The 11,745-nt window shown below is 41.9% G+C and carries 14 protein-coding genes; 5 read left to right on the forward strand and 9 right to left on the reverse strand.

Features of this window, described 5'->3' with window-relative positions:
* The first annotated feature begins 9 nt into the window (after window positions 1-9).
* The gene (locus QQJ93_RS00830; RefSeq protein ID WP_089124610.1) at window positions 10-300 is read left to right on the forward strand and encodes a co-chaperone GroES; all 291 of its coding nucleotides are present in this window, start codon (window positions 10-12) and stop codon (window positions 298-300) included.
* Window positions 301-367: 67 nt separating this feature from the next.
* Complete coding sequence (gene groL / locus QQJ93_RS00835; RefSeq protein WP_089124609.1) at window positions 368-2,011, forward strand: chaperonin GroEL; 1,644 nt, start codon at window positions 368-370, stop codon at window positions 2,009-2,011.
* A 338-nt stretch (window positions 2,012-2,349) separates the two neighbouring features.
* Here the strand turns inward: groL and QQJ93_RS00840 are convergent, their stop codons facing one another.
* Window positions 2,350-2,604 carry a hypothetical protein gene (locus tag QQJ93_RS00840; RefSeq protein WP_089124608.1) on the reverse strand — a complete coding sequence of 85 codons (255 nt, stop codon included), beginning with the start codon at window positions 2,602-2,604 and terminating at the stop codon, window positions 2,350-2,352.
* A gap of 198 nt (window positions 2,605-2,802) precedes the next feature.
* On the opposite strand from QQJ93_RS00840, the gene QQJ93_RS00845 reads away from it, so the two are divergent.
* The gene (locus QQJ93_RS00845) at window positions 2,803-4,299 is read left to right on the forward strand and encodes an ATP-binding cassette domain-containing protein (protein ID WP_089124607.1); all 1,497 of its coding nucleotides are present in this window, start codon (window positions 2,803-2,805) and stop codon (window positions 4,297-4,299) included.
* A 116-nt stretch (window positions 4,300-4,415) separates the two neighbouring features.
* On the opposite strand, the gene QQJ93_RS00850 is transcribed toward QQJ93_RS00845, so the two are convergent.
* On the reverse strand, window positions 4,416-4,943 hold the full coding sequence (locus QQJ93_RS00850) for an MgtC/SapB family protein (RefSeq protein ID WP_089124606.1): 528 nt from the start codon (window positions 4,941-4,943) through the stop codon (window positions 4,416-4,418).
* Between the two features lie 306 nt (window positions 4,944-5,249).
* On the opposite strand from QQJ93_RS00850, the gene acuI reads away from it, so the two are divergent.
* Window positions 5,250-6,230 carry an acrylyl-CoA reductase (NADPH) gene (gene acuI / locus QQJ93_RS00855; protein ID WP_089124605.1) on the forward strand — a complete coding sequence of 327 codons (981 nt, stop codon included), beginning with the start codon at window positions 5,250-5,252 and terminating at the stop codon, window positions 6,228-6,230.
* Between the two features lie 93 nt (window positions 6,231-6,323).
* On the opposite strand, the gene QQJ93_RS00860 is transcribed toward acuI, so the two are convergent.
* The 4 genes from QQJ93_RS00860 to epmB form a co-directional block, all read right to left on the reverse strand.
* A complete protein-coding gene (locus QQJ93_RS00860) occupies window positions 6,324-6,608 on the reverse strand; it encodes a type II toxin-antitoxin system RelE/ParE family toxin (protein ID WP_089124604.1) in 285 nt (94 codons plus the stop codon).
* Window positions 6,601-6,843: a type II toxin-antitoxin system ParD family antitoxin gene (locus QQJ93_RS00865; RefSeq protein WP_089124603.1), complete on the reverse strand. Its 243-nt coding sequence runs from the start codon at window positions 6,841-6,843 to the stop codon at window positions 6,601-6,603. The genes QQJ93_RS00860 and QQJ93_RS00865 overlap by 8 nt, the downstream gene beginning before the upstream one ends.
* Before the next feature lie 191 nt (window positions 6,844-7,034).
* Entirely contained in the window at window positions 7,035-7,976 is a 942-nt protein-coding gene (locus QQJ93_RS00870; RefSeq protein ID WP_089124602.1) for a LysR family transcriptional regulator, read from the reverse strand.
* Between the two features lie 12 nt (window positions 7,977-7,988).
* Window positions 7,989-9,065 (reverse strand): EF-P beta-lysylation protein EpmB, encoded by a 1,077-nt coding sequence (gene epmB, locus QQJ93_RS00875; protein WP_089124601.1) that lies wholly within the window; start codon window positions 9,063-9,065, stop codon window positions 7,989-7,991.
* 32 nt (window positions 9,066-9,097) lie between these two features.
* Here epmB and efp point away from each other — a divergent pair, with 32 nt between their 5' ends.
* On the forward strand, window positions 9,098-9,664 hold the full coding sequence (efp, locus tag QQJ93_RS00880; RefSeq protein WP_089124600.1) for an elongation factor P: 567 nt from the start codon (window positions 9,098-9,100) through the stop codon (window positions 9,662-9,664).
* A 557-nt stretch (window positions 9,665-10,221) separates the two neighbouring features.
* Here efp and frdD read toward each other — a convergent pair.
* From frdD to QQJ93_RS00895, 3 genes are read right to left on the reverse strand one after another with little or no spacing between them, the layout of a single operon-like run.
* Complete coding sequence (gene frdD / locus QQJ93_RS00885; RefSeq protein WP_089124599.1) at window positions 10,222-10,584, reverse strand: fumarate reductase subunit FrdD; 363 nt, start codon at window positions 10,582-10,584, stop codon at window positions 10,222-10,224.
* 10 nt (window positions 10,585-10,594) lie between these two features.
* On the reverse strand, window positions 10,595-10,978 hold the full coding sequence (frdC, locus tag QQJ93_RS00890; protein WP_089124598.1) for a fumarate reductase subunit FrdC: 384 nt from the start codon (window positions 10,976-10,978) through the stop codon (window positions 10,595-10,597).
* Window position 10,979: 1 nt separating this feature from the next.
* Entirely contained in the window at window positions 10,980-11,744 is a 765-nt protein-coding gene (locus QQJ93_RS00895) for a succinate dehydrogenase/fumarate reductase iron-sulfur subunit (protein WP_089124597.1), read from the reverse strand.
* Window position 11,745: the final 1 nt, after the last annotated feature.

Below are 11,745 nucleotides of genomic sequence, written 5' to 3' on the forward strand. Positions count from 1 at the left end.
GATGCACAGATGAACATTCGTCCTTTACATGACCGAGTTATCGTTGAGCGCCAAGAAGTAGAATCAAAGTCTGCTGGTGGCATCGTATTAACTGGTTCAGCTGCGGAAAAATCTACTCGCGGCAAAGTTCTAGCTGTCGGCAAAGGTCGTATTTTAGAAAATGGCACAGTACAACCACTTGACGTAAAAGTAGGTGATACTGTGATCTTTGCTGAAGGCTATGGCACTAAGTCTGAAAAAATCGATGGTAAAGAAGTTCTAATCTTGTCTGAGAATGACATTTTAGCAATTATTGAGTAAGCACCGACTTATTCACTTCTGAATTCAAAACCAAACGCATTCAATAGATTTTATAAGGAATAAGAACATGGCAGCAAAAGACGTAAAATTTGGTAATGACGCTCGCGTAAAAATGCTTGAAGGTGTAAACATCTTAGCAGACGCAGTAAAAGTAACATTAGGCCCTAAAGGTCGTAACGTAGTACTAGACAAATCTTACGGCGCACCGACTATCACTAAAGATGGTGTGTCTGTTGCTCGTGAAATTGAATTGGAAGACAAATTCCAAAACATGGGCGCACAAATGGTTAAGCAAGTCGCTTCTCAAGCGAACGATGTAGCGGGTGACGGTACCACTACCGCAACCGTTCTTGCACAATCAATTATTACTGAAGGTCTTAAAGCGGTTGCTGCAGGTATGAACCCAATGGACCTTAAGCGCGGTATTGATAAAGCAGTAACAGCGGCAGTTGAAGAGTTAAAAGGTTTGTCTAAAGATTGTTCAAGCAGTACTGAGATTGAGCAAGTCGCGACTATCTCTGCAAACTCTGACAGCTCTGTTGGTAAAATCATTGCTGAGGCGATGGAAAAAGTAGGTCGTGATGGCGTTATTACTGTTGAAGAAGGTCAAGCTCTACAAGATGAGTTAGACGTAGTAGAAGGTATGCAGTTTGACCGCGGTTACCTATCTCCTTATTTCATCAACAACCAAGAAGCGGGTAGTGTCGATCTTGATAACCCATTCATCCTTTTGGTTGATAAGAAAGTATCAAATATCCGTGAATTGCTTCCTACATTAGAAGCAGTTGCAAAAGCATCTCGCCCTCTATTGATCATTGCAGAAGATCTTGAAGGTGAAGCGCTAGCTACTCTTGTTGTGAACAACATGCGCGGTATCGTGAAAGTAGCTGCAGTGAAAGCACCTGGTTTCGGTGACCGTCGTAAAGCAATGCTACAAGACATCGCGGTTCTAACGGCTGGTACTGTGATTTCTGAAGAAATCGGTCTTGAGCTAGAAAAAGCAACACTAGAAGATCTTGGCCAAGCGAAACGCGTGACTATTACCAAAGAAGCGACAACTATCATTGATGGCTCTGGCGAAGAAGACATGATTCAAGGTCGTGTGGCGCAAATTCGTCAACAAATCGAAGATGCAACATCAGATTACGACAAAGAAAAACTTCAAGAACGCGTAGCGAAACTAGCTGGTGGTGTTGCAGTCATCAAAGTTGGCGCAGCGACTGAAGTTGAAATGAAAGAGAAGAAAGACCGTGTTGAAGATGCACTTCATGCAACTCGCGCAGCGGTTGAAGAAGGTATCGTTGCCGGTGGTGGTGTTGCATTGATTCGCGCCGCTTCTAAAGTGGTAGGCCTTGAAGGTGACAACGAAGAGCAAAACGTAGGTATCCGCGTCGCGCTTCGTGCAATGGAATCTCCAATTCGTCAAATCACTAAGAACGCAGGTGATGAAGAATCAGTGGTTGCTAACAATGTACGCGCTGGCGAAGGTAACTACGGTTACAACGCGGCAACAGGCGAATACGGTGACATGATCGCAATGGGTATTTTGGATCCAACTAAAGTAACTCGTTCTGCACTACAATTTGCAGCATCTGTTGCCGGTCTTATGATCACAACTGAAGCGATGGTGACAGATAAGCCACAAGATGCAGCGCCAATGCCTGATATGGGCGGCATGGGTGGAATGGGCGGTATGGGTGGCATGATGTGATCAACCGATCACTAGCTATCTAGATTCATAGCTCAAAGTATTGAGGCTCACAGCTAAGGTTGTGAGCCTTTTTTTATTAAGTTTAGTTACGGTATTGAGTCGCTCTAGTTATCTAAATCTGAGGTTATCTGCCGATTCACAAGCAAAAAAATCCCCTTATGCTTTTATCAGCGTAAGAGGATGTCTGTTATAAGTTTTTTATCTTAAATCGCGAATCATTTTAGATCTTCTGCGATTTTGTCTGCTTTTTCTTTCATTTCGTCCATTTTGTTTTGGATGTCTTTTACTTGGTCATCCGTTAAGTTTTCAATTTTAGCTGTAAACTCTTCCATTTGCTTTTATTGTCTTTCAGCGTTCGCTTTTGCTTGTTCATTTAGTTTAATTTGAGCATTGAGCTTCATTTGGTCTTTTTTCTCAGTTGCAACATCAAGATCTTTAGTTAAAGATTCGATATTTGAAGCCGCTGTCGCTTCAACTTGTTGTAGTTGGGCGTTGATATCATCAATGTTTTTCTGTTGCTTGTCTGTAAGTGTTGCCGCAGAAGCAAAAGTAGAGGCAATAGCGAGTGATAGTACAAGAGTGCGTTTTAACATGATAAATACCTGTATATTTGAGTAGATAATGAGGGGTAACTTACTCCAAAATTAAGGAGGCATGTAAAGTTAATGTCATTTATTGTCTTGATTTAGCGATGAATAAAAGATAGTTCAATGATGTGTTTTTTGTGTTAATTTTTTGTTTGTGCGTGCTGCGTTGGTGTTTGTTTTTATAGGGATGAAATTATTTTGGCGATGCGAATAAAAAACCTTATTGATAATTGTTATGGATTGCGAATTGACGATTGGACGATGGAAGTAGGCCAACATTGGGGGATATTTTCAACCTATAGTCATGCCGGATCTTTGCTGGGTCGTTTATTAGCCGGTGATCTCAAACTAGAACAGGCATTAATTGAAGGTAGACCCAACAAAGTAGGTTGGGTCTCTTTGTACCTTCAACAGCAGTTGCTCGAAAAAGAGCTGGCGGATGATGATACTGATTTCATGGACCGTTTTGATTATGGTTCGAGTGTCGAATCTCTGGTGTCTGAAATGTGCACAGATCCTGAGCAATTAGAGAGTCTGTTAGCTTTAACTGATCTCGTTCATTTACGTCAGCGTGGTTTTCGTCAGCTTTCAACAGGAGAAACCCGTCGGGTAATGTTAGCTCGGGCGCTCGCAATTGAACCAGAATTGCTGGTACTCGATGAACCCTACGCTGGGCTTGATATTGCTCATCAACAGCAATTATCGCAATTACTGCAAACACTGTCGAAGTCCATTCAATTGTTGATTATTACTTCCCGTGAAGATGAATTACCGGACTGTATTACTCATGTGGCGATGTTTAACGTAGAAGTTACTAAGACAGGCGTGCTTAATACTAAGACAGATAACGATAGTAATATCATCCATCGCCTAAGTGAGCCTATGACTATCAGTGAATGGAATGATCATCCCGTCATGGCTCAGCTCAATGCGCTCTCGCAGCAACGTAGCCAACAAGTACTCGAATTAATTAAACAGCAGCGCTATAAAGCTAAATATTCGGATCCTTTAATGGAGCTTAAAAATGGCAAAGTTGAATACACCGATGGTTTAATTTTCAAAGAGGTAAATTGGCGAATCAATAATGGTGAGCATTGGCAAGTGCGTGGCCCGAATGGTTGTGGTAAGAGTACCTTGCTCGGTTTGATTCTCGGCGATCACCCACAGTGTTATAGTAATGACATTACCTTGTTTGGTAAGCCTCGTGGTAGTGGTGAAACCATTTGGCAAGTAAAAGAGCAAATCGGCATTGTGTCATCCGCCTTACATTTGCAATATCGAGTTAATTGTAGCGCTATGGAAGTTTTGCTTTCCGGTTTCTTCGATTCGATAGGACTCTACCAAAAACCAAGTAAAAAACAGATGGATTTAGCGAAAGATTGGCTGGCGATTTTGCATATGAGCCAATTTGAGAAAACCAGTTTTAAACAACTCGACTATGGTCAGCAGCGTTTGTTGTTAATTGGGCGCGCGTTGATTAAACAACCGGTGTTATTGATTCTCGATGAACCATATCAAGGGTTAGATTTTATTAACCGTAAACTGGTGATGAATACGCTTAATATGATAGCGCAAGAAAACTTGAGCCAACTTTTGTATGTCTCTCATCATAGCGATGATGCACTGCCGGCGATCCGTAACTATGTGGATTTTGTTGGTAGTTCAGATATGGGATACCAAGTTGAAATAAAGACGCTTTGATATATCCCCAAGTAACCCTGCATACAGAATTTGCGGGTTACTTGGGGCAATGTTATAGAAGCAAGTTTACGTTACGACGCTCATTTTTATTTTATAAGCTAATCTTTGCCATTCATTTAATCTTCGCTACTTTGTTCTTCTTTAGCTATTACTCTATTCATATTAATCGTCTTAGGTCGACGGCGTTTTTGCATGGTTTGATGAACTCCGCGACGTAGGCTTTGAAAGCTTTTTTCGACTTTATCTACCCCCAATAACACGGTGAGTGCTAAAGCGGTAAATATGATGGATTGAGTTTCATGGCCAAGGCCAATCATTAATCCTAGTGCTGCTAGAACCCAAATCACGGCTGCAGAAGTCACGCCATGAATTTTGCCATCCATAGTCATCATTACACCGGCACCTAAAAAGCCGACACCGGTAATAATTTGCCCTAATACCCGAGCTTGATCGAGCGTATTCGGAGACAGAGACACGGCCATCGCCATAAATAAGTAAGTACCGGAAATAATTAATATCGCGGTGCGAATACCGACAGGTTTGCCACGAAGCTGACGCTCTAAACCAATTAAAGTGCCATTAATCGCACAGGCCGCGAGAGACCACCAATCAAAGGGGTCGATATTAAGCCATTCAGGGTACATTGGAGTGTTTCGTCCTTATTAATTCGTTAATGAAATTGATAACAAAAGAGGTGTGGTAAGAAGTTGGAATATGATGATTTTTGAATAAGAGATCTAGTTGATTTTTGATGATATTTTTTTATCTCTAAGGTAAATAGTTTTTATCATCGTTAGTTTATTTGTAATGACTTAAACACATTGTTACTTAATTTAAGTATGCGTTTTATACATAATATGTATGCGTTGTTATCACTGTTTTTATTAAGGTTTATTACCTATACTGCCAACATATTAAGTCGAATGGCTCACCCACACGTTGGAGATGTTATGTTTAAAGCTTTAGTGTTAAACCAAGAAGACAAACGTACGATTGCAAATATCGAAACTTTAGATGAAAACCAATTGCCGGAAGGTGAAGTACTGGTTGCGGTTGATTACTCTTCAATTAACTACAAAGATGGCCTCGCTGTAACAGGTAAAGGCAAAATTATTCGTAACTTTCCAATGGTTCCTGGCATTGACTTCGCCGGTACGGTTTTAGAATCTCAAGATGACCGTTATTCTGAAGGCGATAAAGTCGTTCTAACCGGTTGGGGGGTTGGTGAAAATCACTGGGGCGGTATGGCTGAAAAAGCACGCCTAAAAGCCGATTGGCTAGTACCATTACCACAAGGCTTTGATCCAAAACAAGCGATGATGATTGGTACCGCAGGTTTCACTGCCATGTTATGTGTACAAGCCATTTTAGATTCGGGTGTAAAACCTGAAGATGGTGAGATCTTAGTGACTGGCGCAAGTGGTGGTGTTGGTTCGGTTTCTGTTACTTTATTAAGCCAACTTGGTTATAAAGTGGCTGCCGTTACAGGGCGTGTAGAAACAAACGGCCCTTGGCTTGAAGCTCGTGGTGCATCTCGTATTATTGACCGTTCAGAATTTGAAGAACCCGCTCGTCCGCTTGAAAAACAAGTGTGGGTTGGTGCGATTGATACCGCTGGTAGTAAAGTTTTAGCTAAAGTGTTGGCCCAGATGGATTACGATTCTACCGTTGCTGCATGTGGTCTAGCTGCTGGCTTTGACTTACCGACAACAGTGATGCCTTTCATCTTACGCAATGTGCGTCTACAAGGTATTGATTCAGTCAATTGCCCAGCAGAGAAGCGTATTGCCGCATGGAATAAATTAGTTGAGATTCTTCCAGCAAGTTACTTTGAACAAGCCTGTTCAGAAATTACGTTAGAAGAAGTACCACAATACGCTGAAGACATTACTAATGGTCAAGTAACTGGCCGAGTAGTCGTTAAGATTTAAAAGAAATAAGGGAGCTAGCGGGCTAGTTCCTAGTACCTAGAAAAAAAACTAAAGCCTTGCAGTGCTTTGACATGAGTCGCTGCTTGGCTTTTTTTATAGGTGAAGCATAGGGCTCATTTGTTGATGTAAAATGCGCAGAATGAAAATATCCTGTTCTCTTATTCGATAGAAAATAGTGTGTTTTTTATAATCATGTCTTCTTATTCCCTGTTTGAGCTGACTGTAATCGCGGCCAAGCAAAGGCGCTTCAGATAGAATAAGTAAGCAGCGTTCCATATCATCGGTGTAGTCATCCGCCTGATCTTCACCAAAATTTAGCCAAGTGTAGTCATATATTGCCCCAAAATCTTCTTCGGCTTTTTTGGATAATTTATACACTCAATTTAGCCTTGCGCTGCACAGCAATCTGCTTTAAAGATAAGTTGCTTTCACCACTTTGTTCACCTTCCTCAATCGCATTGCGTAGCATATTTTGCTGGTTTTCTTGTTGCTCCAATAAACGTAAGGCACTTCTCATTACTTCACTGGTTGAGCCGTAACGGCCACTTTGTACCATACGTTCAATAAAGCTATTGAGTGATTCGCCGATTGTGACACTTGTTGTTCGTCCCATGGGATTTACCTTGTGTTAACTATTCACACAAAGTGTATCATAGATTAAAAATTATGCTATTTGAACGAGGTTTTGCTGTTAGTGATATGTGAAAGTAATAGCGATCTCAGCTTAGGGATTTTTATTTTTTCGAGTCACGATCAGCGAAGCGCCCGAGCCACTATATTCTTTTCCCAGAAACTTTTAATTCCTTACTCTATTCCCATCACTTTAATTCGCTCCGAAATTAATTTACCGCATTCTTGTTTTAATACTCCTCTAAGCCATTGTTGTGAGGCGGAATGATCACAACGAGAGTGCCAAATTAGCGAGTAATCGAATGGGGTTAAGTTAAAAGGTAGTTGCTTAATCACTAGGTTGTAGCGCTTTGCGACTAAGTAGGCAAGATCGGCGGGTACAGTGACAATCAAAGGTAGAGTATCCATTACCGCTAATGCCGCTTCTAGATGATAAGAACGCAGAACTAAATTAGGGCTAGGGTAGTCAGAAAGCGCCTCATCAATCAGCGCTTTAACGCCATCACTGATCGCAATCATGGCATGACGACTATTTAAGTAATCATCCAATGTCAGTTCAACATTGGCTAATGGATGATTACTCGACAATAAGCAAAAGACACTGACTTTGCCGAGGATATCACTATGCAACGGGGCCACCGAATAAGTGGGACGGCAGATTGCTATGTCGGCACCTTGCGTCGTCAGCTGGTGGGCGAGGTTATTATGTTGCAATGGCACTAGCTCAAGTTGCAGGTTTGGTGCTTCTTGATAAATACGCGGCAAAGCAAACGGTAGAATGGTTTGCATCGCATAGTCAGTGGTGGCAATAGTGAATTTTTGGCGGCACGCTTTGGGTTCAAATTCTTGAGGGGATAAGATATCGCGGATATTCTCAAGTGGTTGAGTAAGAGATTGATCAAAATCTAAGGCTTTCTGAGTGGGAATGAGATGTTGCCCTTGGCGAGTAAATAAAGGATCGTCGAGTAACACTCGTAAGCGACCTAGAACTCGGCTCATAGCTGATTGACTAAGGTTAAGACGCTGAGCTGCTTTGCTTACAGAGCCTTCTTCAATTAATACACGTAAGGCAATAAGTAAGTTAAGATCACGGCGATAAATATCTTCCAATTCCATAATGATGCCTTATTAAGATAGATGGAGATCGATTGGTGTTTTACTCTCCTCACCACCAATTTCTCGTGCCAGTTTAGGGACTAGGTACCCTGATACTTGCTTGAGTAATTCAGACATGATCTGTCTTGCTTTCTCATCTGACACATAAAAGTGAGCAGCACCTTGTACTTTATCCAATAAGTGTAAGTAATAAGGTAGGACACCAGCATTAAATAAAGCGTGACTTAATGCTGCTTGAGCCTCTACCGAATCATTAATCCCTTTTAATAATACGCTTTGATTAAGTAAGTGCACACCAACTTGGCGCAGCTTGCTTAAGTTAATATTTAGTTCATCATCAATTTCATTCGCGTGATTAATATGCGTCACTAGTACAACATTTAAGTGAGTACGCTGGAGGATTTTGCATAAGTCATCAGTAATTCTCGATGGGATCACTACCGGTAAACGACTATGAATTCGTAGCGTTTTGATATGTTTTATTTGAGCGATATTTTCGATAAGCCACTGCAGTTCACTGTCTTTGGCCATTAACGGATCGCCACCAGATAAAATCACTTCATCTAATTCAGGATGCTCGAGAATGTAGTTAAGGCTTTGCTGCCAAGTGGTTTTATTGCCCTTATTGTCCTGATAAGGAAAATGGCGACGGAAACAATAGCGACAATTTATCGCACAACCGCCTTTTACGATCATCAGTACTCGACTAGTGTACTTATGTAATAAACCGGGCAGTACATTGTCTTGCTCATCTAGGGGATCAGTTGAGTATCCGTTATGCACTTTAAATTCTTCATTTAAAGGTAATACTTGGCGCAATAAAGGATCGTGTGGATTGCCTTTTTCCATTCTATCGACAAAACTTCTAGGGACACGTTGGGAAAATAGCTGACGTGCTTTCAACCCTGATAACCACGGCGTAGGGTCAATTTCCAATAATTCAAGCAATTGCATGGGATCTGAAATCGCCTGTGCTAATTCGGTTAACCAAGAATTTTGTCGAGTTGGATCATTTTGTCGGGTATTTGGCGAGGTTTTACGCCACTTTTGCTCAACAGAAATGACTTTTCGGGTTATCATATCGGGCATTAAATTGAACTCGAAGAATAATAGAGGAAATCATGGCGACAGTTAGCACCAATGAATTCAAAGGTGGTTTAAAATTCATGTTGGATAATGAGCCTTGCTCAATCATCGAAAATGAATACGTTAAGCCTGGTAAAGGGCAAGCGTTTAACCGCGTTAAGCTTCGCAAACTTTTGTCTGGAAAAACGTTAGAGAAAACGTTCAAGTCAGGTGAAAGCTTTGAACTGGCTGACGTAGTTGATGTAGAACTAGGTTATCTATATAGCGATGGTGAATTCTACCATTTCATGAACAACGAAACTTTTGAGCAAATTGCCGCAGACGTTAAAGCCGTCGGCGATATGGCTAAATGGTTAGTTGAAAATGACGTTTGTACTCTAACGTTGTGGAATGATAACCCTATCTCTGTGACTCCGCCAAACTTTGTTGAGCTTGAAGTAACAGAAACCGACCCAGGCCTTAAAGGTGATACTCAAGGAACAGGCGGCAAACCTGCAACATTGAGCACAGGTGCAGTTGTTCGCGTTCCACTATTTATTGCAATTGGTGAAGTAGTGAAAGTCGATACTCGTACTGGTGAGTATGTAGGTCGAGTAAAATAAGTTACGTTTCTCGTCGCTCGGGCCGCTTCGCTGCTCGTAGCTCGAAAGGTAACACTCGAAGAATAATAAATGGGCCGCTGATCATTCAGCGGCCCGTTTTTTTATTTGGTAGAAAAGATGTTGCGAGAGTCGAGAAGAATAAAAGTAAAAGATTAGAGCCAGAATAAAAAATGGATCGTCATCCTGAATAGTGAGGCACGAACGTAGTTCAGGATCTCCAACAGCTCGTGACTTCTTTAAAACCATTAAATATCAATACGTTTTAGGAGATCCTGAACTGCGCTCCTACGTCGCTTTTCAGGATGACGGTTCAGTTAAAAGCTAGGAGATTAAGTCCTTTTCGAATCACGAGTAGCAACGCGGCCGAATACCGATAAACGATAATGCCTTTTGGCTCTCGAGTGTAGCATCCCTGAACCCCGGCTCAGCTTCTGCTCTTGTATCTTTTCCTAGCCACGAGCAGTGCAGCGGTCGAGCCACGCCATCCGAAAATTCTTCCCCCTAAAACAAAAAAGCCAGCAAGGACTGCTGGCTTTTCAATAAGTTATAAATTCCTATTACAGAAGGAAAATATAAGCGATAGCTAATACCGAAATGATTGCGGCAATTGCGTAACAAGCAATTTTACCGACGATTCCAGTGTGGAATTTTAGGTCGTGCATGCCGTGGTGAACACGGTGCATTGCATGCCACATTGGTAGTGCAATTGAGGCGATAATAAATAGCCCACCAATAATGCTACTTGCAAAGGCATGAACGCGTACAAAGTTAAAAGTATCGGCATCAAATACACCTAACGGCATTAAGATACCCAGCACTAAAACAGTGACAGGGGTGATCATGGCAAACCAAGTACCGCCAGCACCAAATAGTGACCACCAAATTGGCTCATCAGAACGTCTAGGGTTTGGATTAATCATCTCTTTTCTCCTACACCAATACCAATACAATCAGTGAGATCACAGCAACTGCGCCCCATTGTGCGGTAATAATCATTTTCGGCTCGACTTTTTTTCCAGCGACTTTAATTGGCATCACTTGTGGCATCATGCTAAAGAAAGTGGCCGCATGGAATAAGCTACCCGCTAGTGCCACGATGTTAATCGCGATGACTAGTGGGTTTTGCATAAAGTGTTGCCATTCTAGCCAAGCTACAGGTCCTTTTACTAAGCTTGCTAGACCACAAAGCATGAATAAGGTAAACAGAATTAACGGCAATACCGTTGCTTCACGAAGCATGTAAAAACGGTAGAACGGATGCTTGCTCCACCAAGTACGATTCATAGGACGAACGTAAGGTTTACGATTGCTCATTCTAGATCTCCTGTGATTTGAACATAGAGATCACGAAATCCATTGAAGACTCCACTTTCCCTTGGTTTACCGCTGCTGCTGGATCAACGTGCTTAGGACACACTTTTGAGCAGTAACCGACAAAAGTACAACCCCAAGCACCATTATCACTGTTGATAAGCTTCATACGTTCAGCTTTACCATTATCACGAGTATCTAAGTTGTAACGGTGTGCAAGCGTTAATGCAGCAGGGCCGATAAACTCGGGGTTTAAACCGAATTGAGGACAAGCTGCGTAGCAAAGACCACAGTTGATGCAGCCAGCGAATTGTTTGTATTTCGCCATTTGCGCTGGGGTTTGCTTGTTAGTGCCGTCTTCTGGTTTGCGGTCGTTACCAATGATGTATGGCTTGATTGCTTCCAAACGCTCGATGAAAGGTGTCATATCAACGATAAGATCTTTCTCGATAGGGAAGTTAGCAAGAGGCTCGATGGTCACGCCATTTGGGTAGTCACGCATAAAGCTCTTACAAGCCAACGTTGGTACGTTGTCAACCATGATGCCGCATGAACCACATATTGCCATACGACAAGACCAACGGTAAGACAGATTTTTGTCTAGGTGATCTTTGATATAACCAATCGCATCTAGGATGGATGTAGTGTCATCACAAGGTACGTCGAACGTTTGTAAATAAGGTTCTTTGTCAGTCTCTGGGTTGTAACGCAGAATGCTGACTTTTTGGATACGAGCTTCTCTTGGTGAATTAATTGCAGTCGCAGACATG

The organism is Vibrio algivorus (genome assembly GCF_030161215.1).
Lineage (GTDB): Bacteria > Pseudomonadota > Gammaproteobacteria > Enterobacterales > Vibrionaceae > Vibrio > Vibrio algivorus.